The 24,952-nt window shown below is 38.5% G+C and carries 24 protein-coding genes; all 24 read left to right on the top strand.

Going from position 1 to position 24,952, the window contains the following annotated elements:
* Positions 1 to 30 precede the first annotated feature (30 nt).
* Positions 31 to 423 (top strand): GntR family transcriptional regulator, encoded by a 393-nt coding sequence (locus MK805_RS02655; protein WP_240873649.1) that lies wholly within the window; start codon positions 31 to 33, stop codon positions 421 to 423.
* The gene (locus tag MK805_RS02660; RefSeq protein WP_240873650.1) at positions 420 to 1,112 is read left to right on the top strand and encodes an ATP-binding cassette domain-containing protein; all 693 of its coding nucleotides are present in this window, start codon (positions 420 to 422) and stop codon (positions 1,110 to 1,112) included. Before MK805_RS02655 ends, MK805_RS02660 begins: the two co-directional genes overlap by 4 nt.
* A gap of 12 nt (positions 1,113 to 1,124) precedes the next feature.
* Complete coding sequence (locus MK805_RS02665; protein ID WP_240873651.1) at positions 1,125 to 1,859, top strand: hypothetical protein; 735 nt, start codon at positions 1,125 to 1,127, stop codon at positions 1,857 to 1,859.
* Between the two features lie 23 nt (positions 1,860 to 1,882).
* Positions 1,883 to 2,806 carry an ABC transporter ATP-binding protein gene (locus MK805_RS02670; RefSeq protein WP_240873652.1) on the top strand — a complete coding sequence of 308 codons (924 nt, stop codon included), beginning with the start codon at positions 1,883 to 1,885 and terminating at the stop codon, positions 2,804 to 2,806.
* 15 nt (positions 2,807 to 2,821) lie between these two features.
* Positions 2,822 to 3,961, top strand: a complete 1,140-nt coding sequence (locus MK805_RS02675) for an ABC transporter permease (protein ID WP_240873653.1) — start codon at positions 2,822 to 2,824, stop codon at positions 3,959 to 3,961.
* Between the two features lie 110 nt (positions 3,962 to 4,071).
* The gene (locus MK805_RS02680; RefSeq protein ID WP_240873654.1) at positions 4,072 to 4,398 is read left to right on the top strand and encodes a hypothetical protein; all 327 of its coding nucleotides are present in this window, start codon (positions 4,072 to 4,074) and stop codon (positions 4,396 to 4,398) included.
* 91 nt (positions 4,399 to 4,489) lie between these two features.
* On the top strand, positions 4,490 to 4,678 hold the full coding sequence (locus MK805_RS02685; RefSeq protein ID WP_240873655.1) for an alpha/beta-type small acid-soluble spore protein: 189 nt from the start codon (positions 4,490 to 4,492) through the stop codon (positions 4,676 to 4,678).
* 98 nt (positions 4,679 to 4,776) lie between these two features.
* Positions 4,777 to 5,046: a YabP/YqfC family sporulation protein gene (locus tag MK805_RS02690; RefSeq protein WP_240873656.1), complete on the top strand. Its 270-nt coding sequence runs from the start codon at positions 4,777 to 4,779 to the stop codon at positions 5,044 to 5,046.
* Between the two features lie 12 nt (positions 5,047 to 5,058).
* Positions 5,059 to 6,246 carry a sporulation protein YqfD gene (yqfD, locus tag MK805_RS02695; RefSeq protein ID WP_240873657.1) on the top strand — a complete coding sequence of 396 codons (1,188 nt, stop codon included), beginning with the start codon at positions 5,059 to 5,061 and terminating at the stop codon, positions 6,244 to 6,246.
* 5 nt (positions 6,247 to 6,251) lie between these two features.
* The gene (locus MK805_RS02700) at positions 6,252 to 7,226 is read left to right on the top strand and encodes a PhoH family protein (RefSeq protein WP_240873658.1); all 975 of its coding nucleotides are present in this window, start codon (positions 6,252 to 6,254) and stop codon (positions 7,224 to 7,226) included.
* A 2-nt stretch (positions 7,227 to 7,228) separates the two neighbouring features.
* Positions 7,229 to 9,337, top strand: coding sequence for an HD family phosphohydrolase (locus MK805_RS02705; RefSeq protein WP_240873659.1), 2,109 nt, complete (start codon positions 7,229 to 7,231; stop codon positions 9,335 to 9,337).
* On the top strand, positions 9,338 to 9,805 hold the full coding sequence (gene ybeY / locus MK805_RS02710) for an rRNA maturation RNase YbeY (protein WP_240873660.1): 468 nt from the start codon (positions 9,338 to 9,340) through the stop codon (positions 9,803 to 9,805).
* A gap of 13 nt (positions 9,806 to 9,818) precedes the next feature.
* The gene (locus MK805_RS02715; RefSeq protein ID WP_240873661.1) at positions 9,819 to 10,505 is read left to right on the top strand and encodes a diacylglycerol kinase; all 687 of its coding nucleotides are present in this window, start codon (positions 9,819 to 9,821) and stop codon (positions 10,503 to 10,505) included.
* An 85-nt stretch (positions 10,506 to 10,590) separates the two neighbouring features.
* Positions 10,591 to 11,493 carry a GTPase Era gene (gene era, locus MK805_RS02720; protein WP_240873662.1) on the top strand — a complete coding sequence of 301 codons (903 nt, stop codon included), beginning with the start codon at positions 10,591 to 10,593 and terminating at the stop codon, positions 11,491 to 11,493.
* A gap of 85 nt (positions 11,494 to 11,578) precedes the next feature.
* Positions 11,579 to 11,716, top strand: a complete 138-nt coding sequence (locus MK805_RS02725; protein ID WP_240873663.1) for a YqzL family protein — start codon at positions 11,579 to 11,581, stop codon at positions 11,714 to 11,716.
* Positions 11,717 to 11,730: 14 nt separating this feature from the next.
* Positions 11,731 to 12,486 carry a DNA repair protein RecO gene (gene recO, locus MK805_RS02730; RefSeq protein ID WP_240873664.1) on the top strand — a complete coding sequence of 252 codons (756 nt, stop codon included), beginning with the start codon at positions 11,731 to 11,733 and terminating at the stop codon, positions 12,484 to 12,486.
* A gap of 139 nt (positions 12,487 to 12,625) precedes the next feature.
* Positions 12,626 to 13,546 (top strand): hypothetical protein, encoded by a 921-nt coding sequence (locus MK805_RS02735; RefSeq protein ID WP_240873665.1) that lies wholly within the window; start codon positions 12,626 to 12,628, stop codon positions 13,544 to 13,546.
* Positions 13,547 to 14,177: 631 nt separating this feature from the next.
* Positions 14,178 to 15,068: a glycine--tRNA ligase subunit alpha gene (glyQ, locus tag MK805_RS02740; protein ID WP_240873666.1), complete on the top strand. Its 891-nt coding sequence runs from the start codon at positions 14,178 to 14,180 to the stop codon at positions 15,066 to 15,068.
* Positions 15,058 to 17,145: a glycine--tRNA ligase subunit beta gene (glyS, locus tag MK805_RS02745; RefSeq protein ID WP_240873667.1), complete on the top strand. Its 2,088-nt coding sequence runs from the start codon at positions 15,058 to 15,060 to the stop codon at positions 17,143 to 17,145. Before glyQ ends, glyS begins: the two co-directional genes overlap by 11 nt.
* 178 nt (positions 17,146 to 17,323) lie before the next feature.
* Positions 17,324 to 17,989, top strand: a complete 666-nt coding sequence (gene ccpN / locus MK805_RS02750) for a transcriptional regulator CcpN (RefSeq protein WP_420833047.1) — start codon at positions 17,324 to 17,326, stop codon at positions 17,987 to 17,989.
* Positions 17,990 to 18,002: 13 nt separating this feature from the next.
* The gene (locus MK805_RS02755; protein ID WP_240873668.1) at positions 18,003 to 18,812 is read left to right on the top strand and encodes a pyruvate, water dikinase regulatory protein; all 810 of its coding nucleotides are present in this window, start codon (positions 18,003 to 18,005) and stop codon (positions 18,810 to 18,812) included.
* A 9-nt stretch (positions 18,813 to 18,821) separates the two neighbouring features.
* Complete coding sequence (gene ppdK / locus MK805_RS02760; RefSeq protein ID WP_240873669.1) at positions 18,822 to 21,476, top strand: pyruvate, phosphate dikinase; 2,655 nt, start codon at positions 18,822 to 18,824, stop codon at positions 21,474 to 21,476.
* Positions 21,477 to 21,879: 403 nt separating this feature from the next.
* Complete coding sequence (gene dnaG, locus MK805_RS02765) at positions 21,880 to 23,691, top strand: DNA primase (RefSeq protein ID WP_240873670.1); 1,812 nt, start codon at positions 21,880 to 21,882, stop codon at positions 23,689 to 23,691.
* A gap of 25 nt (positions 23,692 to 23,716) precedes the next feature.
* Positions 23,717 to 24,823, top strand: a complete 1,107-nt coding sequence (gene rpoD, locus MK805_RS02770; protein WP_240873671.1) for an RNA polymerase sigma factor RpoD — start codon at positions 23,717 to 23,719, stop codon at positions 24,821 to 24,823.
* Positions 24,824 to 24,952 lie beyond the last annotated feature (129 nt).

Raw genomic sequence — 24,952 nt, forward strand, 5'->3', positions numbered from 1 at the left:
AGAAAATACTCCTGAAAGGGAGGAGCATACATGGAAGAAAGAAAGGTTGGCTCTTTTGTTTTTCAAATCGATCTTAGCCAACCCTTATACGAACAAATCTTAGATCAGATTAGAAGTTCTGTAGCAAGAGGGGAGATCGGTTTGGGAGAGAAGATACCATCTGTACGTGAGTTAGCGATCAGTTTAAAGGTGAATCCAAATACAGTTATGCGAGCATATCAAGAATTGGAGAGAGATGGATTGACAGAAAAACGTCGCGGGCAAGGAACATTTATTACTACATCTAAAGACAGTATCGCATCGTTTAAGTCAGAATTAGCAGAACGCTATTGTTTAGAGTTTGTGGATAAAATGAAAAGTTTAGGATATACCGAAAAAGACATGATTCATTGGATCACCCATGCGAAGGGAGTAAACAAATGAATGCAATTGAGTGTAAAGGGCTGAGTAAACAGTTTGAGAAAAACTTCGCATTGCAAGAAGCGGAAGTTAAAATCCCAGAAAATCGCATTATAGGAGTATTAGGACCCAATGGTGCAGGGAAATCTACTTTTTTTCGATTACTTGTAGGGCAAATCAAAAGCAACACAGGTGAGATTCATGTACTCGGGCAAAAACCAAGCTGGGAATTGAATCATCAAATTGCCTATTTACCAGATCGTGCACGTTGGTATCTCGATTACAGTGTAGAAAAGACAATCGAATATGGGAAAAACTTTTTACCTGGTTTTCAAGAAGATAAGGCTTATGATCTAGCAGACAGAATGAAATTAGATGCTTCTATGATGACAGCGAGCATGTCTAAAGGACAAGAAGCAAAACTGATGTTAATTTTATGTATGGCTAGAGAGGTTCCTTTGGTTATATTAGATGAACCTTTTGCTGGAATTGACATGATTGCAAAAGAACAAATAATGGAAACCATCATCGATTTAGCAAGTGAACGAGAGCAAACGATTTTAATCAGTACGCATGAAATAGCGGAAACAGAGGGATTGTTCGATTATGTTGTCTTTTTTAAAGAGGGAAAAGTCATTCTCAGTGGAGATGTGGAAGAATTGCGAGGACAGCAAGGTTCTCTTCAGAGTATCTACCGGGAGCTATATCGATAGGAGGGATAAAATTTGTTTTGGAATCTAGTCAAACATGAGTTGAAACATAGGAGTTCGGAGAAAGATAAAAATTCGAGTCACAAAAGATATATTAAGTATATTTATTTAGTCGTCTTCTTGGTTATAGCTTTCGTGTTTATAACCAAACTTGCACTTGCTGGAGAGTTAGATCCAACCCAAATTTGGAATGTGTTGTATGGTTTACCTTTTGCTTTAATCGGCATCTCACGAGCAATAATCAAACGAGAGCAGCGCTGTAACACCGTTGGCTGGTGGTTATCATTGCCTTTCAGGCGTCAGACACTGATTTGGGCCAAATTTCTTGCTGCAATGTGGAGATCGATATTGACCTACCTTATCATTTTTGTCTTAGGATTAGTTGGTTTTTTTTATGCTTTACTAATCGATCCAAAGTTGCAACTGCATGATATAGGAAACTTTTTATTAACTGGCGCAAATGTTGGTTTAATCATGATTGTCATTGGTCCGCTTGTTATTGCATTAGGCATGTTTATTGGAATACTGGCTCTGACTGAATATCGTTATTTGGTCTCTCTATTTTGGATCGGATTTTGGGTAGTTTGGGCGCTTGTAATCTCGTCTTATGCAGAAGTGATATTCCATTTCATAAAACATCAATATGCAGCATTTCCAGGGGTTTCCTTTATTGCATGGTTGCCATGTTGGATCATCACCTATATTCTAATTGTTTTCATGTCTGTTCTTTTGGAAAGAAAACTGGTCTAAACAGGTATCGAGGAGGAGATAGTATGACGAATATGCTTGAATTTCATAAAGTGAAAAAAAGTTATGGCAAACGCATCGCAGTGAATCAATTAGACATCTCTGTCAGAAAGGGATCATGCTTTGGATTGCTTGGTCCCAATGGTGCAGGGAAATCGACGATGATGAAACTTATTTCCGGCATTATTCAGCCTGATTCTGGTCAAATAAAAGTAATGGGACTTGATATGAAAGAGAACATAGTAAAGATCCAACAAAAAATAGGCTATGTTCCACAATCTATTACCCTATATGAAGAGTTGTCAGCAATCGATAATCTACGTTTTTTTGGTGAACTGGCTGGGGTGAAAGGAAAAGAACTGCAAGATCGGATTCAAGATGTACTGACTAAAACAGGTTTATCTGATCGTGGCAAAGACGAAGTTCGTACGTATTCTGGAGGAATGAAACGTCGGATCAATATTGCTGTAGCATTGCTGCATAAACCTGATTTATTAATTTTAGATGAACCAACTGTGGGGATTGATCCTCAATCCCGTAACCTTATTTTTGAATTGATTCGCACGCTTCACAAACAAGGAATGACCATTATTTACTCTACACACTACATGGAAGAAGTCGAGGCATTGTGCGATGAGATCGCGATTGTTGATAATGGAAATGTCATTGCTATGGGGGAACTAGATGAACTTCTAACAAAGCATACAAAGCCATCCGTCTATATTGAATCTGCCCAGATATGTGAACAACCAAAAGTACCTACAGCAACAAATGTAATAGAAAAAGGAAATGGCTGGGTAATTGAAACAGAAGAACTGCTTCCAACAATTCAATATTTAACAGAAATAGCAGCAATTCAAAAATTAGATGTCAAAAAATTAGAAATATTACACCCGTCATTGGAAGATGTATTCTTGAAATTAACTGGTGTAAGTCTCAGAGATGTATAAGGGGGAGAGCTAAAAATGGGTACAGTATTAAAAAAAGAGTTGAAAATATTTTTAAAGCGAAAAGGAAACTTTATTTGGTTGTTTGCTATGCCGATTTTTTTTATCGTAGTTATGAATCTTATGTTCTCCAATACGGACTCAAAAGTAACGGTTCAACTTATAGATCGAGACCAATCTACTTTCTCCCGGGCATTTATAAAACAGTTGGATGGAATAAAAGAAATAGATGTGAAACTAGTAAGCAGCTCGTCTTTCGATAATCAAGTAAACCAGTTAAAAAAAGGAAACATTTCTTCTCTCGTGGTAATCCCTAAAGGATTTGAAAAACAATTCGGAACTAGTGCATCTCAGGTTCAATTGTATCGAGATGGGAATGTAAATCAAGCTGCAGCAGCAGTGGATGCTGTACTAAACGGTTTGAGTGATCAATACCGAGAACAAAAAATCAAAGCGAGTTTATTGAGTAAGGGCCAGACTGAATCTGAAGTAGCAGGTACGATGAAAGCTCCTATAACCATCACAACAATTAATGAAACATCGAGTAAGATTAATGGAATTACCCAAATTGTTCCAGGTTATATGATTATGTTTTCCTTCTTTATCATCATGACGATGGTAACAAGATTTACAACAGAGCGAGATTCGGGCATGGTTTCTCGTTTACAAGGTACATCCATCAGCTCTTGGCAATATTTATTAGGCATGTGGTTACCAAATGTATTTATGGTCATGTTTCAATGTTTAGTGTTGCTTCTATTTGGTCATTTTGTCTATGGCTTAGTTTTCGGCAACTTTTTGCTTGTTTTGTTTATTGTAATATCCCTGAGTATATGTGGAGCAAGTATCGGTATAGCGGTTTCCATGTTAATTCGGTCTGATCAGGCTTCAAAAGGAATCACCCAGTTATTTACGTTAGGCGGTTCTATGTTAGGAGGTCTATGGTTTCCATTTGATATGCTTCCCTCTTATGTACAAGCGTTTGGAAAAATGACTCCTCAATATTGGGCACAACACGGCTTACAAGAAGTTATGGTTCATGGAGCGAAAATAAGTGATATATGGCCAACATTTGCAGTATTGCTTTCTATTGGGTTTGTGGGTTTAATCATTGCAAAACTTAGTTATTCCACCTTTTTACGTCGAGCTGTAAATTAGGTTAATGCCTGGATAGGGTCCGATCACAGGTACACGAAAGATAATTCTACTTGCCAATGAGTAATAGTTATTTATAAAATAAACTATTATATATTAATGGAGGTAATTATTTGAAACGATTAACAGCTATTTTTCTCTCCATGTTGCTCTTGTCCGTAGTATTTGCTACTGCTCATTCGGAAGTAAGTTATGCAAAAATAAGATCACATTCCAGTTACCATACCGACTCGCATTCTAGCTACTATTCACCATCTTATAAATCAAGTGGTTATTCTTATTACAAGACGAAAAAGAAAAAGAGCATCTTCAGTAAGTTAGGTTCTTTCGTTGGTGGGGTTATTATCGCAGGTATCATCTTTATTGTGATCGTGATCATTGTCTTGATTGTATTATTTTTTGTTATTCGTCGATTTATTCGTCGAAGACTTAGGCATTAGGCCAATTTTGCCATCATTGGTAAGATGTATTACAAGTAAAGATAGAACCTCCTTCCCATACTAAAGGGTAGACAAGGAGGTGCAGAACCAAATGCCAAGAAGCACAAATAAATTATTAGTACCAGGTGCAGCAGCAGTATTAAACCAATTTAAAGAAGAAATAGCTAGTGAGTTTGGTGTGACCCTTGGAAAAGATACAACTGCTCGTTCAAATGGATCAGTAGGTGGAGAAATTACGAAACGTCTTATTGCTCAGGCTGAACAGCAACAAACCAAATAGTATAGGAACCAGCGACTCCATTCTCGGAGTCGTTTTTTTTTCTTCTACTCTCTCTGTTTCGTGCATATTCTTAACAAGGAGATGGAGGGAGGAAAACGATGAAACGACTTACACAACTAGCTTCCAATTGGTTTGATTTACCCCCTGAAGTAGTTGGGACTCTCCCTCGCGTAGAATGGATCGGACAACAGTTACAAATTGAAAATTTTATAGGCGTCCATCAATTTAACCCAGACTTACTCACGTTAAAAACAGCTACAGGTTATCTTACTGTGGAAGGAAACTCCCTTGTGATGGAAGCTATTTACCCAGACAGAATTTTACTTACTGGAAAAATTTCTGCAGTACATATGAAGAATAACGAATAGGGGAGAAGGCATGTGAGAGGTGGTACAGTAACCATTGAATGTGTGGGACAAAATATTTCAAACTTATTGGATCAAATCGTACAAGCTAAGATTGTCCTTAAGAATGTACAGTGGGTGAGTAAAGAAAAAGTGCGCATTACCGTTTTCCTATCAGATATCATGCAGGTTTGGAAGTATATGAAACAGTATCGGGTAGCTGGAAAAATGGTGAAGAAATCAGGTCCTTTTTTCATGTTCAAAAAGATAAAGAAGCGTAAATTTTTTGTCATTGGTTTTTCCATTTTTTTATTTTTGTTATTTTTCTTTTCTTCGTTTATTTGGTATGTAGATGTGGAAGGAAATGAGCAATTACCAGATAAACATGTTTTGTCTATTTTACAAAAGGAAGGAATTTATCCAGGACAGCTTAAAGTAGGACTTCCTAATACAGATCAACTGCAAAGGAAACTTCTAAAACGAATTCCAAATGCTTCTTGGATTGGAGTGCGTATAGAAGGGACTCGCATCATTGTTACAGTAGCAGAAAAAAAACGGGTAGATTCGATTGGGGAAAAGAAACTAATTCGCAGGCCTGTAGACTTGATTTCTAAGAAAAATGCCTTCATTATGGATGTACGTGTTTTCCATGGGAATCCGGTGGTCAAAGTACATGATGCCGTAAAAAAAGGGCAATTGTTGGTTTCAGGTACTTATGGAGAAGCAACATCTCCAAATAAGGGGCCAATTGTCGGGGCTCAAGGAATTGTTTTAGGTGAGGTTTGGTATGAATCAGAGGTAGTTGTACCACTGAAGTATGTACAAAACGAATACACTGGAGAGAAAACACGTTATACATGGCCATTTGTAGGGCCATTTGTCTTATCTAATCCATTTTCTACGCCTAAACCTTATGCAAAATCGGAATTAATGAGAAGAATATCGGCGCTTCGTATTGGAAAATATCAGATACCAATCGGTTTAGTACGCGATGTTTATTGGTCTGTAAGACAAGTAACCTATACTCGAAATCATGCAGATGCGATTGCATTAGGTAAAAAAAGAGCTAGATTGGAAATGACTAATACTATTGCTCCAGAAGGTAGAATTTTAGGGGAAAAAGTTTTGCACCAACGCATAGACAATGGTAAAGTTTATTTGAAGATACATTTTGATGTGGTTGAAAATATTGCTCAAGAAAAGCCTATACTACAAGGGGATTGAAACATTTGCAAAGCAATGAAAAACGGATTCACATTGAATTTCAAACTTCTGATGAAGCAATTAAATTGTTTGGCCCGCATGATACTTTTCTCAAAGTGATTGAAGCCGATAGTAAAGTCAAGATCGTGTCGAGAGGCGGAGAAATTGTAGTTTCTGGACCATCTGAACAAGTAGATAGAACACAGGAATTATTTCGTGTCTTACTGACCCTTATTCGCCAAGGTCTGGAGTTAAATGAACGTGATGTTGTATATGCCAAGCGGCTTTCGGAATCAGACAAGGCAGATGAACTATTGGAATTGTACCAGGAAGAAGTTGGTATTACCCAAAAGGGTCAAAAGGTAAGAGTTAAGACACTAGGTCAACGGCACTATGTCACAGCTATCCAGAAAAAAGATATCGTCTTTGGGATCGGACCTGCAGGTACTGGGAAAACTTTTTTGGCTGTTGTTATGGCAGTGATGGCCTTAAAGACTAATCGTGTGAAACGGATTGTGTTAACAAGACCAGCAGTTGAAGCAGGGGAAAACTTAGGATTCTTACCTGGCGATCTTCAAGAAAAGGTAGACCCTTATTTACGACCTTTATACGATAGCTTATACCTTATGCTTGGCATGGAACAAGTTACGAAAATGATGGAACGCGGACTAATTGAAATTGCACCTCTAGCTTATATGCGTGGACGAACATTAGAAGATGCATTTGTCATTTTAGATGAGGCCCAAAATACAACACCTGAACAAATGAAGATGTTTTTAACTCGTCTTGGATTTGGCTCCAAAATGGTCATAACTGGAGACGTCACCCAAGTGGACTTGCCTCGAGGAAAAAATTCAGGATTGCGAGTGGCAGAGCGGATACTAGAAAAAATTCCAGATATTCGTTTTGTCTATTTAAAACAAGCTGATGTTGTTCGACATACACTGGTACAACAAATTATTGAAGCATATGCTGAGGAAGACAACCAAGGAGCCAGTTAGTCATGGGAAAAAGCCAAAGAGCTTCTTTTTTTCAAGGAGAGTGGAAAAGTCATTTTTCCATACAGATACTCATTTACGCGATCTTCGGGGTCGCGTTCTATTTGTTGTTGCTTCCACATGCCTTGCCGCAGTTTGTCGATATAAAAGTTGGGAAAATAAGTAGAGAAACGATTATTTCTCCTATAACTAAAATTGATGATACAGCGACAAAAGCAGCAAAGGATAGAGCAGCATACTCTGTAGATCCTCAATACACAAAAAATGAAGAATTAACGAACAGTCAAATTGAAAAAATTGATTTGGTGTTTGCTGATGCAAGACGGATCATCGGAGATAAAACATTGAAAGAACCTGAAAAAATTAAAAGTTTAAAAGATGCAATCTCCCAAGAATTGCCAGAGGAATTTTATATCAAATTGGTACGCACTTCTTTAACCGAATTAACAGATTTACGCCTTACTACCAGGGACATTGTTTCCAATATACTAGAAGAAGGAGTTCGCTCTCAAGAACTCGCTACGAAAAAAGATCAAGTAGACAGTATGTTGGTCACTTCATCCCTATCGAGTAATTCACGCTATTTGGCACGTGAAATCACTAGATATTTTTTAATTCCTAATGAACTATATGACCAGAAGAAAACAGAATCACTTCGAGAAGCTGCTAAAGATTCTGTTGAATCTATCCCGATCAAAAAAGGACAAGTACTTGTTTCTTCTGGGGAAGTAGTCACACCTGATCAATATCGAAAATTAAAAGAAATAGGTCTGATACGCGAACAAACAAATGTCATACCTTATATGGGTTTACTGATCCTTGTCTTACTGATATTGTTTATCTTTCGGTTTTATGTGCAGCGCTTTCATTCCTTCCTACATGCAGATAACAGCCAACTTTTGTTGCTGATTTCAATTATGTTACTTACATTGATTGGGATGAAGATAGTTACATTGGGACAAAATCTAGAATGGAGTACAGTAGGTTTTCTTGCTCCAGTTGCGCTCGGGACAATGTTAATTACACTGTTGTTAAATTCAAAATTATCTTTAGCAGCAAGTTTAATTCTATGTTTAGCAGCCAGCATGTTTTTTAACGGAGATAATCAGTTTTTGTTTGATTTTCGTTTTGGATTAGTTACATTGATCAGTGGAATAATCAGTACCTTTGCCCTTGATGGTGTAAAACGAAGAAGTGCTGTCTTAAAAGCAGGTGTTTTAACTTCTTTCGTGAGTATGGTAGCTATTCTTGCTCTTTATACATTATGGCCAGCAGAACGGGATTGGGCGCAGCTTTTTCAATCCCTCCTGTTTGGGTTAATTGGCGGTATTTTCTCTGCTGTGCTTACGATTGGGTTCTTGCCATATTTTGAAGCGGTGTTTGGAATACTATCTCCCCTTCGTCTATTGGAGCTTAGCAATCCTAACCATCCATTACTAAAGGATTTACTCTATAAAGCTCCTGGTACTTATCATCATTCCATCATAGTTGGAAATTTAGCCGAGGCAGCTGCTGAATCCATTGGTGCAGATGGTTTTCTTGCAAGAGTTGGAGCTTATTATCATGATGTTGGAAAATTAAAGCGGCCACAGTTTTTTATCGAAAACCAGATTCATCGAGATAATCCACATGATAAAATATCGCCAAATTTGAGCAAAACAATTATTTTATCACATCCAAGAGATGGTGTAGAGATGCTAAAGGCTCACCGCATCCCAAAAGCAATCCAAGATATTGCTGCTCAACATCATGGGACAACATTGTTGAAGTTTTTTTATTACCGTGCACTAGAACAAAGCAATGGAACACAAGTTATTGAGGCTGATTATCGCTATCCAGGTCCAAAAGCACAGTTCAAAGAAGCAGCTATTGTCGGGATTGCAGATTGTGTGGAGGCTGCTGTACGTTCCATTTCCAAGCCAACTCCTTCTCGAATTGAAAATATGATTAGTAAAATCATCCGAGATCGACTTGAAGATGGGCAGTTTCATGAATGTGATTTGACCTTTAAAGAGTGTAATTCTATCGCGAAAGCCATGGCAGCTACATTACAGGGAATTTTTCATTCCCGTATTGAGTACCCAGAAGATATACCGGCAAAAGGGGCAAAATAGATGGTAACTATTGAAATAGAAGCAGAAATTCCTTTGACAGAAGAAGAAAAAGCAGCGATTGACAGAGTACCAGAAGTATTAGATAAAGTAGCTCAGATGGAAGAATTACCTGATGTTTCCGTATCATTAACCTTAGTTAGTAAGGAAAGAATCCAAGAAATTAATCGAGAATATCGGGAAAAAGATAGTCCTACAGACGTTCTTTCTTTCCCGCTATTTGAAAATCGATCGGAATGGAGCAAAGAAGATTGGGAAGAAACGATTGAACTTGGAGATATTATTCTCAGTCTTCCGATAGCAGGTGTTCAAGCAATAGAATATGGTCATTCTTTACTTCGTGAGATTTCCTTTTTGGTAGTACATGGATTTTTGCATTTACTAGGTTATGATCATGAAACAAAAGAAGAGGAAGAAGAAATGTTCGGCTTGCAAGAGAAAGTATTATCCGAGTTAGAAATTACGAGGTAGGGAGAGATGTTTCATGTGGGTGACAAAAGTACTCAAAAGCTTTCGATACGCATTAGAAGGCTTAAAGTATGCAGTTGTCACCCAGCGCAATATGCGCATTCATTTTATTACTGCATTGGTTGTCTTATTATTGAGCCTTTGCCTATCTTTATCAAAGCTAGAGATATTACTGTTGTTTGTCACTATCACCCTGGTATTGTTTGCAGAATTGATCAATACATCGATTGAAGCAGTAGTAGATATGATTACAGAAGAATTCCATCCACTTGCTAAGATTGCCAAAGATGTTGCAGCAGGAGCTGTATTTTTAACTGCAGGTCTTGCTTTTATTGTTGGCACTAGTATCTTTTTTCCTTATTTGCGGTTTATTCACACCAGTATTTCGGAACATTCTCTCTATCCGCCGACAATTGGGCTTACAGCTATTGTTTTAGTTACTTTTTTTGCTACTTTTTTGCTCAAAGCATGGGTATCGAGATATTGGAAAGACTGGGAACCAAGTTTGATCATGTCTCTTACCTTTTGTATAGCGACATTAATCATCTTGGTGATTTGGCAACTACCTATTAGTATCTTGGTGTTATTTTTAACTGGCATTGCCGTACAGTCACGTATTAAAGAAAACACCAATTATCGATCGATGTATTTTGGTGCGCTTATGGGGATTGTCATTGCTGTACTTGGATTGCAGCTTTTATAAGAGCGAAATACTCACTAGAATTATGAAAAAGAGCTTACAGGGGAGTATGCACTGCTCCCTTTTGCCTTTCAAAAGGAGGATTTTTATGACAAATAAGTTCCGCTCCGGATTTGTGGCACTTATTGGACGCCCAAATGTGGGAAAATCAACATTGATGAATGAAGCAATCGGCCAAAAAATTGCCATTATGTCAGACAAGCCTCAGACAACGAGAAATCAAATCAGAGGCATTTATACAGATGAACAAGGTCAGGTTATTTTCCTTGACACACCAGGAATTCACAAACCTAAGTCTAAATTAGGAGAATACCTCGTTAAAACTGCACAAAATGTGTTTACAGAAGTAGATCTTATTTTATTTTTAGTTGATGCAGAAGAAGGTTTAGGCGGTGGAGATCAATACATAATCGAGAGACTAAAAGGCGTTTCTACACCAGTATTTTTGGTGGTCAATAAAATCGATAAAGTTCATCCTGACGAACTATTGCCATTTATCGAGCAATACCGCCAGCTTCATGACTTTGATGAGATTATCCCTATATCAGCTTTAAAAGGAAATAATACAGGTCGTTTGCTTGAATTAATTTTAGAACGCTTACCAGAAGGTCCCATGTACTACCCAGAAGATCAAGTGACGGATCATCCTGAAAAATTTATCATGGGTGAGATTATCCGGGAAAAAGTGTTAGAATTAACACATGAGGAAATTCCTCATTCTGTTGCAGTAGTGGTAGAAGAGGCAAAGTTGAGGGAAAATCAACAAACATTATATTTGCGGGCTGCTATTGTCGCAGAACGCAAATCACAAAAAGGAATATTAATCGGCAAGCAAGGAGCAATGCTCAAGCAAGTCGGTAAACTTGCACGTACTGAGATGGAACGTTTATTTGGATATCGCATATTCTTGGATTTATGGGTTAAAGTGCGAAAAGATTGGCGCAATGAATCCCAATATCTGAGGGAATATGGATATCGCGATGAGGAGTAAAAAATAACCAATAACTTTGTCTCATATAAATCATGCTCCTCGGTCATGCTAACTCTGAACCCCTCTCTAGAAAGGAAGAGACTCGTTGCGAAATTTCTCATGGAGCTGTTTTCAGGTAACGGGTAGCATCGATGCCTATCTTTTATACAAAGATATAGAGGCTTTAACGGTTGAGCAGGATGAAGAACAGTTAGAGGACGAGAAGCAGAAAGAAGAGGCCTAGTAGAAAGGACAGCAATGATTATCAAATTGCAAGGAATCGTCCTTCGAAATCAATCTTATGGAGAAAGTGACCACTTGCTGTTTATTTTTTCCCGTGAAAGAGGAAAAGTAAGCATGATCGTAAGAGGTTCCAAAAAGCCAAGGAGCAGATTTGGTGCAGTTACAGAACCTTTTACGATTGCTGATTTTGTCTGTTATCAGCATAGTCCAACAAGCATGCCATCCCTTTCTCAAGCAGATATTATTCATCACCATCAAACCATACGATCAGATCTTTTATTGACTGCTTATGGGGCATATTGGTTAGAATTAGTGGATCGAATTATCGTAGAAAAAGAACCTTCTCTAACTTTATATAATCAGCTTGGAATGTTACTTTCTCAATTAAATGATGGCAAGGACCCAGAAATATTGACGCGTTTACTAGAACTTGCAATTTTAACAGCAGCTGGATATAAACCTGTATTTTCTGGGTGTGCTAACTGTGGAACTCCTTGGCAAAATGGAGAAGCAGCAGCTTTCTCACTAGCACAAGGTGGTATGGTGTGCACCAAGTGTATGACACCGAGAGATATCAGTATTACCCCTGCAACCGCCTATTACTTACGGATTTTAAATGATATATCTGCTGATCAACTAGGAAATGTCAATATAAAATGGGAAACCAAACGCGATCTGGAGACCATATTGCAATATTATTTGGATGCACAATTGGATATAAAGACCAAGTCGAGAGCTATTCTTCAACAGTTAAGATCAACTTGGAATTAAACAAAAAGCAAACAATCGGTTATACTTTTGTTTGCTTTTTTGTTGTGGAAAATGGTTATATTTGGCTATTTGTTTTCTTTATGGAAAAGAGGGTCGTAAGATAGAATAGAACATCATGACTAATAAAGGGGAATTTAAGTTGAAACAGTTTAGATTTCTATCACTCTCTTTTTTATTGATGACTGTGCTATTAGCTGGGTGTAATATAACGAAAACGTCACAGGTTGATCCGAAACAAAACTCAGATACGAAGATACAGAATGTGATGAAAAAGTCGCTAGATGCTTGGGATAACAGTTCGAAAAACCAAATTTTTGCTTGGACGACGAAAGATGATCAAGTCTATCCTTCTCAAGAAGGGACTTATAAAGTGTTAAAAACAGGAGAAGCACTTGAAGAAAAATATGACAAGTCTCATATTCATGCTACTTCTTCGAACAAAAGTGGATATGCGATCGATCAAACCCCGAGTAACTTAAAGCAAGGAGAATCATGGGACCAATGGAAAGCTGGAGAAAATACCACCTACAGTAAATTTATTGATCCAAGTTCTGATGATTCGGAGTTTGAGGGGAAATGGATGAAGCAAGACCAATATACAGGTGAATTATATGTGCCCTCTTTACCAGTCGATTATTTAAATGCGATAAAAGATAGCAAATCGACAAAGGGAGTAACGATTACGGAAACGTCAGATGCATATAAAATCGTAGCTAAACCGGAATTTTACGCTTCCCTGCCAAATTTCCTTCAAAATGTAGGGAAAAAGATGAAGTTTCAAGTGTATCCAAAAGCAGTCATCCACTCGGTCAATTTTGGAAATGGAACGATGATGGATTATAATGCCCAAAAAGTTAAAGTAAAAAGCGTGGATTGTTCGATCGTGATAAATAAGAAGACACTGCTTATTCAAGAAGCTGACTTTCATGTGAAGTTAGAATTGGGATTGACCTTCGGAAAATCTCCCACATCGGATCAAGTGATAACGTTGAAGAAAAAAGGGGAACTGCATACGCCTTTTCAAGTTCCTGCGAATGTGATTAAGGCAGCAGGTAAATAAAGACTGATAAACTGGCAGCGGCTGCACACATATCGTGTGCAGCCGCTGGAACGACCAGATTCTATTGGATCATGAGACCCTACTAGATCTGGTGATTTCCGTAGACCACAAAGTCCCCACGCCATCCCATGTAATCGAGGACATGGGGGACAGAGGTCGAGCTGGAGGGGGTCGACGGCTCGTCGGTCGTCTCCTCTGTCGCCTCGGTTGTGGAGGTGACCTTAGACTCCGGTTCGGTCGATGCCATCTTTGACTCCATCACTTACAGCTCACCCCGTCGGTGAACTACTTATTTTCATTATAATTAGATATATTATGAGTGTAAACAAATGAATTTGGCTGTTCAAAGTTGACAATTCCCTCTAGCATTTGGTAAGCTAAAAAAAATTTGAAGTGCGATGACAGAAAGAAGTAACGAATCCCCCACTTCCTAGCGAATCAGGGAGAGTGCGAGCCTGATAGTGGCATTCGTGAATAGGCGTTCTCGAGCATTAGTATGAATAAAAGTGGACCAAATTGCGTTTTGGTCAAATAGGGTGGAACCGCGGGAAACAGCTTCTCGTCCCTATGTGATGTATTTTTATCATCACATGGAGACAAGAAGCTTTTTTATTTTTTGGAGGTGAATGTGTTGAATTTTCAACAGATGATCAAAGCACTGCAAGATTTTTGGAGTGCAAAAGGATGTATATTGGTTCAATCTTATGATGTAGAGACAGGTGCTGGAACACTAAATCCGATGACTTTTCTGCGGGCGTTAGGTCCAGAACCATGGAATGTGGCTTATGTAGAGCCTTCTCGCCGCCCCGCTGACGGCAGATATGGCGAAAACCCAAACCGACTTTATCAGCATCATCAATTTCAGGTCATCATGAAGCCTGCGCCAGACAATATCCAAGAAATATATTTGGATAGTTTGCGTGTATTGGGATTGAATCCATTGGATCATGATATTCGATTTGTAGAAGATAATTGGGAAAATCCTACTTTTGGTGCAGCAGGGCTTGGTTGGGAAGTCTGGTTAGATGGAATGGAGATCACTCAATTCACGTATTTCCAACAAGTAGGAAGTTTGGAAACAGATTTGGTCTCAGCAGAGATTACGTATGGTTTGGAACGTCTGGCTTCCTATATTCAAGAAAAAGAAAATGTGTTTGATTTGGAGTGGGTAGAAGGTGTAGCATATGGGGATGTTTTCTACCAAGCAGAATATGAGCATTCCAAATATACGTTTGAAATATCGGATGAAGCATTTTTATTTTCTCAATTTGATGCTTTTGAACGAGAAGCAGGCAGGGCGTTGGACGAGTCGCTCGTATTTCCTGCATATGATTACATTTTAAAATGCTCACATACGTTTAATTTATTAGACGCTCGTGGATCAATTAGTGTGACCGAAAGAACAGGTTATATCAAACGAGTTCGTAACTTAGCGAGAAGGTGTGCGAAAGCATTTATTGCGGAGAGAGAAAAACTAGGATTCCCACTGCTTAAGCAAGGAGGCGTTCAAAGTGAAGCATAGTTTTTTATTTGAAATTGGTTGTGAAGAGATCCCTGCTCGATTTGTTCGAAATGCAGCAGAACAATTCTCAGAAAAAGTTGAGAAATGGTTTTCTGAGCAAAGAATTTCCATCGGAGCTGTTCAAACATTTGCGACGCCTCGTCGTTTAGCGGTATTGGTGAACGAAGTAGCGGTCAAACAAAGTGATCGTACGGAATTACTGCGTGGTCCAGCTGCTAAAATCGCCAAAACAGAAGATGGCTCTTGGAGCAAGGCGGCGATGGGATTTGCCCGTAAAAATGGTGTAGAACTTTCTTCACTAGAACTCAAGGAAGACAAGGGAACCGAATATGTCTATGCAGTGAAACAAGAAGTTGGATTACATACAGAAGAAGTGATAGCGAATTCTTTTGTGTCCATCCTGGAGAGTTTAACTTTCCCAAAAACAATGAGATGGGAAGCTACCAGGACGAAATTTATTCGTCCGATTCGATGGTTAGTCAGTCTTCTTGATAATGCGGTGATTCCGGTTTCTTTTGCAGGAATTACTGCTGACCGTATGACAAGAGGGCACCGGTTTTTAGGAAAAGATATTCCTCTTGCGGAAGCTGGCCAGTATCCAGCAGCCTTGCGGGATCAGTATGTAGAAGTGGATATGGATGCACGTTTTGCCAGTATTCGGGATCAATTGATCGAGTTGCAAAAAGAAAACAATTGGGAAATACCAATTGATGAAGACTTACTAGAAGAAGTGACCCAATTGGTAGAGTATCCAACAGTAGTCAGCGGTGAGTTTGCTACGGAATACTTAAGTTTACCAAAAGAAGTTCTCATTACTACCATGCGAGAACATCAGCGATATTTTTCTGTACAAGATGCAACTGGAGCTTTACTTCCCTATTTTGTGACCATTCGCAATGGAGATAAACATGGTTTGTCTTATGTCAGTCGAGGGAACGAAAAAGTATTGCGTGCAAGACTTGCTGATGCTCAATTTTTCTTTACAGAAGATAAGAAACTTACTATTGAGACAGCACAAAGAAAATTAAAGAATATTGTTTATCAAGAAGCTCTTGGTTCAATGGCTGCTCGGGTAGAAAGAGGAGAGAAACTTGCACTTGCTTTTGGGAAGTTTCTGGATCTTTCAGAACAAGAGCGAGTACAGTTATCACGTGCTGCTTCGATCGCTAAATTTGATCAAGCAACACAGATCGTCAGTGAATTTCCTGAATTAGAAGGTTATATGGGAAGAGAATATGCTTTTCTGCAAGGAGAAGAACCAGCTGTAGCAGAGGCTCTGTATGAACAAGTATTGCCCCGTCATGCAGAAGATCAGTTGCCGACAAGTAAGATTGGGGTTGTTTTAGGATTAGCGGATCGTTTTGACACTTTAGCCTCTGGCTTTGGCATTGGTCTTGCTGTCAGCGGTTCACAAGATCCTTATGGGTTTCGAAAAAAAGCTGCAGCTATCATTCAATTGCTCGTTCATTATACAAACTTCCCTTTATCGCTTACAGAGTTGATTAAGCATTCAGTGGAGACGGTTGCTGAAACAGTAACCCTTAAACTTTCAACAGAGCAATTGTACGAAGAATTAATGCAATTTTTCCGTATTCGACTCAAATCGTATTTGCTAGACTTACATGTTCGTTATGATGTTATTGAAGCAGTGTTAAAAGGGGAAATCGGCGAACTTTATTCTTTGATTCAAAAAACAGAAGTATTGGGCAAATTGATCGAACAAAATTCCTTTAAGTTAGATGTGGAAGGTTTTACTCGTGTAGCTAACTTAGCAGAGAAAGCAGATGACCGTCAGGTAAATGCTACTTTGTTTGAATCGGAATATGAACAAAGATTATTTGATACATTAAAACATGCCAAAGAACGTTATATTTTAGCTGATAGAGATGAGACATCAAAGTATCATGCATTAGCAAGTATGGTACCCGTAATTCATTCTTTCTTTGATCATGTCATGGTTATGGTTGAAGAAGAAAAAATAAGAGCAAATCGACTTGCTTTGCTTAGAGATATTAATTCGTTGGTACAATCATTTGCTGCTTTTGAACAAATCGTTTTTAGTGGGAAAGAATCATAAATGTAAACAAGAGGAACCTTGCTTTATGTCTTGGTTCTTCTTGTGTGAAAAATAGACTTAATAGTTCGAATGTTTAATGCTATAATTTTCCATAATGACATCAACAGGGGAGGTAAAAATTTATGTTATACGAATTTAAAAATATAGTATATACTATATATAACAATAGTATGTCACAATTGGAGGAATAGGAGGTGTAAAGACCATCGAACTTACGAAACGCCAAGAAACAATCATCGAAATTGTAAAAGAAAAGGGACCTATTACAGGGGAGCAGATAGCAGAAAAACTCCATCTAACCCGTGCTACCTTAAGACCAGATCTTGCCATTCTCACCATGTCAGGTTTTCTTGATGCAAGACCGCGAGTTGGATATTTTTACACAGGTAAAACAGCTAATCAATTACTAGGAGAGCATATAAAAAGTTTATCCGTGGGTGATTATAAATCTGTCCCTATCGTAATCCAGGAGAGCACATCTGTCTACGATGCAATTTGCACCATGTTCCTAGAAGATGTAGGAAGTATTTTTATCCTCAAAAAAGAAGGATATTTGACAGGTGTTGTATCCCGAAAAGACTTATTAAAAGCAGCCATGGGAAAGACAGAACTTTCATCGATTCCAGTAGGTGTGATTATGTCAAGAATGCCCAATCTGGTAATTTGCCGAAGTGAAGATTCCTTGTTTGAAGCAGCTATGCAAATGGTAAACCATCAAGTGGATTCACTTCCAGTGGTTCGGTCACATCAAGTATATCCTCAGGAATGGGAAGTAGTTGGCCGAATTACGAAAACTTCAATAGTCAAGGCATTTGTAGAACTAGGACAAGCAATGAAAGTATAGGGAGGGAAACCACTTGCTCGGCCATTCCATTATTTATTTGGTTTCCGATTCAATCGGAGAAACAGCGGAAGCAGTAATTCGTGCAGCAGCAAGCCAATTTGAATCCAAATCTGTCGAGATACGCCGTGTTTCCTATGTAGGTGATCGCAAAACAATTAAAGAAGTCATTGAAATCGCAAGAGAAGAAAAAGCTTTGGTCGTCTTTACACTAGTGGTTCCAGAAATGCAACATTACCTCATAAGTGAAGCAGTTAGAAATCAAGTGCCTTATGTAGATTTGATTGGACCTGTGATGAATGGAATTAGTCGATTACTAGGAAAAGAACCAAAAAGAGAGCCAGGGCTTATCCATAAACTAGATAAAGAATACTTTAGAAAAGTAGAAGCAATTGAATTTGCAGTGAAATATGATGATGGAAAAGATCCACGGGGTGTTTTACGTGCAGATGTAGTGTTAATTGGAGTATCTCGTACTTCCAAAACCCCACTTTCGATGTATCTTGCACACAGAGGGTTGAAAGTGGCGAATATCCCACTTGTTCCAGAAGTAGAACCACCTGATCAACTCTATTTGATTCCTCGTAAACGTTGCATTGGGCTCATTATTGATCCTGAACATTTAAATAGTATTCGACGAGAACGCCTCAAAGCATTGGGATTAACTTCCGAGGCTAGTTATGCGAACATGGGTCGGATACTAGAAGAATTAGAGTACGCCGAAAAAATCATTCGTCGAGTTGGATGTCCTCAAATTAATGTGACCAATAAAGCGGTAGAAGAGACAGCAAATATCATCTTAGATATGATCAACAAACAGGGGTGAAAGTAATCCATGTCTACAAAAAAAGTGTACTTATTTCCAGAAGGTTCCAAAGATCAGAAGAATCTCCTTGGTGGGAAAGGTGCAAATCTAGCAGAAATGACAAATGCAGGTTTACCAGTTCCTGCTGGTTTTACGATTACAACGGAAGCTTGTCTAGATTATTATCGTGATGGGGAACTTTTATCTGATGTGTTAATGGAACAAGTATACACTGCATTGGACCAGCTAGAGCAACAGACTCAGAAACAATTTGGCAATGATGTAAATCCACTCTTAGTATCAGTTCGGTCAGGTTCCGTATTTTCTATGCCTGGAATGATGGATACGATTTTAAATTTAGGTTTGAACGATAAAACAGTAGTTGGCTTAGCAAATTTGACCAGAAATCCAAGGTTTGCTTATGACTCTTATCGTCGTTTTATCCAAATGTTTTCTAATGTAGTGTTAGGAATTGATCACTATTTTTTTGAAGAAGTCATTGATGGGTTAAAAGAAAAAAGAGGCGTTTCGGAAGATACAGCTCTTTCTGCCGAAGATTGGCAAGAAGTGATTGGACGTTATTTAGAGATTGTTCAAACTAAGACGAACGCACCCTTTCCCCAGGACCCAAAAGTTCAGTTATCTCAAGCGATAGAAGCTGTATTTCGTTCTTGGAACAATGCAAGAGCAAAAGTTTATCGCAAAATCAATAAAATTCCTGATGATTTAGGTACAGCAGTGAATGTGCAATTGATGGTTTTTGGTAATTTAGGCGATGATTCAGGGACTGGAGTTGCATTTACGCGTAACCCATCAACTGGAGAAAAGGAATTGTATGGAGAGTTTTTAATTAATGCTCAAGGGGAAGATGTGGTTGCAGGGGTAAGAACTCCAAAGCCTATTGCTGATTTAAAAGAACAAATGCCATCTATTTATAAAAAGTTTGTAGAATTATCTAGCCTATTAGAAGTCCATTATGGAGATATGCAAGATATTGAGTTTACAGTGGAACGGGGAAAACTATATATTTTGCAAACGCGATCAGGTAAAAGAACAGCACAAGCAGCTGTCAAAATTGCTGTCGATCTCGTCAGTGAAGGGAAAATTAGTAAAGAAGAAGCACTGCTGCGCATCGATCCAGATCAAATGGATCAGATGTTGCATCCTCGTATCGATCCAAATGTTACTTTGCAAGTCATAGCCAAAGGTTTACCAGCATCCCCTGGGGCTGCATCTGGCAGTGTAATATTTGATGCAGATGAAGCAGAGAAAATGACAGAAAAGGGACAAAAAGTAATACTCGTCCGTCCAGAAACTACTCCTGAAGATATCCATGGCATCCTTGCAGCTCAAGGAATATTAACTAGTCGTGGAGGAATGACTAGTCATGCGGCTGTAGTTGCTCGTGGAATGGGCAAAGCTTGTATCTGTGGCTGCGAGCAATTAAAAATAGATTTGCGAAATGAATTGGTTGTAATAGGAAATCTCACGATTGCAAAAGGAGATCACATTACGATTGATGGAAGTAGTGGGCAAGTAATTCAAGGCACAGTACCTCTGATTGATCCCAATCTTTCTACTGAATTTGAACAACTCTTGCTTTGGGCAGATGAAGTTCGTCGTTTGAAAGTTCGAGCGAATGCAGATAATCCAGTAGATGCAAAGAAAGCTAGAGAATTTGGGGCTGAAGGCATTGGACTTTGTCGAACAGAACATATGTTTATGGAGCCTGATCGAGTCCCAATCGTTCAACAAATGATTTTAGCAGACAATGAAGAAGAACAACAAAGCGCCTTATCCAAATTATTGCCAATGCAGAAAGAAGATTTCAAAGGAATTTTTGCAGCGATGGATGGATTACCAGTAAATATTCGTCTCTTAGATCCACCTTTACATGAGTTTTTACCAAATATGGAAGATTTAGTGGTGGAACTTACGAAAATGCAGTATGAGAATACGAATACACAAGAGTCTGTAACAACAGAAGCTTTGCTAAAGAAGGTTCGTGCACTACATGAGTTTAATCCCATGTTAGGTCATCGGGGCTGTCGACTTGGTATGACAAATCCAGAAATTTATCAGATGCAAGTAGAAGCGCTCTTTTTAGCAGTTGTAGAATCCAAACAAGCAGGAATTACTGTAAGTCCAGAGGTAATGATTCCTTTAGTAGGTCATGTACAAGAATTAAAAGCTTTGCGAAGAATGGTTATTGCGGTTGGAGAAAAGATTCAAGAAGAAACAGGTGTGTCCTTTGATTACACCATCGGTACAATGATTGAAATTCCTCGAGCAGCGCTGACAGCAGAAGAGATAGCAGAACAAGCTGACTTTTTCTCTTTTGGAACAAATGATTTGACACAGACTACCTTTGGATTTAGTCGTGATGATGCTGAAGGCAAGTTTTTGCACACTTATGTAGACCAAAAAGTGTTGCCTGAAAATCCATTTATTGTATTAGATCAGGCTGGTGTTGGTTCTCTGATAAAAATGGCAACTGTAGCAGGGAGAAAGAAAAAAGAAGGGTTAAAAACCGGAGTATGTGGGGAGCATGGGGGAGAAAAAAATTCCATTCAATTTTTCCATGACACAGGTTTAGATTATGTCAGTTGTTCAGCCTTTCGAGTTCCCATTGCTAGATTGTCGGCAGCACAAGCACAATTAAACAACTCTGTCAAAAAAAATTAAAGAATTAAACCCGGTGCTACCGGGTTTTTTTCTGGAATTTGCATGTGTTAGGTAAATCTTACTAATCTAATTTTGAAATAAAATCTATTTTATAATTTGTATTTTTAGGTTATATTAATGATTGTATGTCCTAAAAACGGGAAATTATTCAATTAGAAGGACTCTATACAGTTTTGTAGAATAGAGCATATAAGATTACTTCAAGTAAAATCCATTTTTTAGGAATTTTTTTCATTGCATCATAATTCACTGCAAAAAAAGAGAAGATACATAAATCTTTCGAACATGTAAACATTACCAAATAAATTTCTAGTAATTTTGCAGGAGATTCTTTTTTTGCGGCGAACTATTCCAAGTGCTAATTCATCTTCGACAATGGTAACAGGTAGGGGCAGTGAAGTCGATGGGAAAAATATCTTCAGAGGTCTTAGAGCGTATCCGCAAGGAAGTAGACATCTTGGATGTAGTAAGTCAGTATGTGAATTTAAAGCGTGGCGGTCGCAATTACTTTGGTCTTTGCCCTTTTCACTCCGAAAGAACTCCTTCTTTTACTGTTGCAGCACATAAGCAAATTTATCATTGTTTTGGATGTGGCGCTGGTGGAGATGTCATCCAATTTCTCATGGATGTCGAGCAATACACTTTTCAAGAAGCTGTCATTCATTTAGCAAAAGAAAAAGATATTGCGATTCCAGACGAGGCATATACTGTTTCGGATGAAGATCAAGTTATTAGTCGATTGCGTTTTGTACTTTCCACAGCAACAAAACTTTATCACCACTTATTATTGCATACCTCTTATGGAAGGGAAGCTAGACAATATCTAGCGAACCGAAAAATAAGTTTGGAGACCATGAAAACATTTGAAATTGGTTATGCACCGCCTACCGAATGCTTGATACCCTTTTTTCAGAAGCGAGGAGTATCCATAGATTTATTAGTAGAAGCTGGTCTTGTCGTTATTCCAGATGATAAAACTCGATCTGCTTATGATCGATTTCGTCACCGTGTTCTCTTTCCAATCACTGATCCCCAAGGAAGAGTAGTGGGATTTGGTGGTAGAGCACTTTCGGATAATGGTCCAAAATACTTAAATTCTCCGGAGACACGCCTTTTTCAAAAGCGGAATCATCTGTTCAATCTTTCCCGTGCCCGGAAAAATATTCGCAAGGATGGACAAGCTATACTGATGGAGGGTTTTATGGATGTCATCTCACTTTGGCAAGCTGGAATTTATCATGGGATAGCTCCACTCGGAACTGCTCTAACAGACACACAGGCCCGCCTCATTGGTCGAAATACGAACAAAGTAATACTTTGTTTTGATTCTGATGAAGCAGGGCAATCTGCTACTGAGCGTTCTTTGGAAATGATGAAAGAGATGGGATTAAAAGTAAAGGTAGCTCAGATGCCAATAGGTTTGGACCCCGATGATTTTTTACGAGAAAAAGGAGCAACTGCATTTCGGGAAGAAGTTCTCGGTGGTGCGAAACCAATTGCTCAGTTTAAGTTGGATCGCATGAAACGGAGTTACAAGTTGACAGATGATGATGATCGTCTTAGTTATATTGCTGCCGCTATACGTTTTATCGCAGCATTGCCAACAGCTACTGAGCAAGATTTATATGCAAGACACCTCTCTGAAGAGTTTCATTTATCGTTAGAAGCAGTGAAAGAAGAACTGAGTAAGCAAAAATTTCCCAAAAAGAAGAGCATACAGAGGGATAAAGAAAAAGTCAAGTGGAATAATGGTAATCAAACGGTGAGCAAACATACGCTTGGAACTTCGCCAGTAGAAACGGCAGAAAAATATTTAGTAGCACATATGATACAAAATAAGCAAGTAGCTGGCTGGGTGGAAGATGAGTTGAAGGATTATCATTTTAAAGGGGACTATGGTTCTTTCATTCCTTATTTATGTGCCTATTATTCAAAAGGAAATCAAGCTGGTTTTGTCCCCGTTATCCAATCGCTTCAAGACCCAGTTCTAGTGAAAAAAATTACTTCGCTTGGAATGTTGGAAATACCAACAGAAGTGAGTAAGGAAATGATAGAGAACTTAATAGATAGAATACGCAAATCTGATTTAGTTGAGGCGATAAAGAAGCAAGGAAAGCAAGTAAAACAAGTGGAAAACGCAGGAGAGCCATTAAAAGCAGCAGAGTTGGGATTACAAGTGATAGAACAGCTTAGGAAAAAACAGAAAATGATTTAAGCAGTAAGAGGAAGGAGGAGTTAAATTGGCAAACGAATCACATGTCGATGAAATTACATTGGATCAAGCCAAAGAACAGTTAATAGAGTCCGGAAAAAAACAGGGTGTTCTAACTTATAAATCGATTATGGAGAAATTAGCATCATTCGAACAAGATTCTCAGCAAATAGATGACTTCTTTGAGGTGTTAACCGAACAAGGAATTGAAGTTATTAATGATGGAGAAGACGAGTTTAACCATAATGACGATACGGAAAATGATGATAACTTCCTACAAAATGATTTGAGTGTTCCACCTGGTGTTAAAATTAATGATCCTGTCAGGATGTATCTGAAAGAGATTGGACGAGTTCCGCTTTTATCAGCAGAAGAAGAAGTCGATCTTGCAACTCGTATTGAAGAAGGCGATGAAGAGGCGAAAAGGAGATTAGCTGAAGCTAATTTGCGTTTAGTAGTAAGTATTGCAAAAAGATACGTAGGACGTGGAATGCTATTTCTTGATCTAATCCAAGAAGGCAATATGGGTCTTATCAAAGCTGTAGAAAAATTTGACTACCGTAAGGGATTTAAATTTAGTACGTATGCAACTTGGTGGATTCGACAAGCAATTACCCGTGCAATTGCTGACCAAGCAAGAACTATTCGTATTCCCGTTCATATGGTGGAGACAATTAATAAATTAATCCGTGTATCTCGTCAATTGCTTCAGGAATTAGGAAGAGAACCTATGCCAGAAGAAATTGCAAAAGAGATGGGGTTAACTCCAGAAAAAGTTCGCGAGATCATGAAAATAGCTCAAGAACCTGTATCTTTGGAAACTCCGATTGGTGAAGAAGATGATTCTCACCTCGGTGACTTTATTCCCGATGATGATGCAACAGCTCCTGCTGAGGCTGCTGCATATGAACTCTTAAAGGAGCAGCTTAAAGATGTATTAGATACATTATCGGAAAGAGAAGAAAATGTTTTGCGATTGCGTTTTGGATTAGACGACGGCCGAACTCGTACCTTAGAAGAGGTAGGAAAAGTATTCGGCGTAACACGTGAACGAATTCGTCAAATTGAAGCAAAAGCACTCCGCAAACTTCGTCATCCAAGCCGAAGTAAAAGGTTAAAAGACTTTTTGGAATAAAACATGACACTGTTACTCACCAATCTAGCCCGATTGGTGAGTTTTTGTGTTCTCATTCTATCTCTATTCTAAGTCCAATGCAAATTAGGGAAGCAGCGAAATAAGCCTTTATCATCTGAATAAACAAAA

This window comes from Shimazuella soli, from assembly GCF_022511585.1.
In the GTDB taxonomy this organism is placed as follows: Bacteria; Bacillota; Bacilli; order Thermoactinomycetales; family Thermoactinomycetaceae; genus Shimazuella; species Shimazuella soli.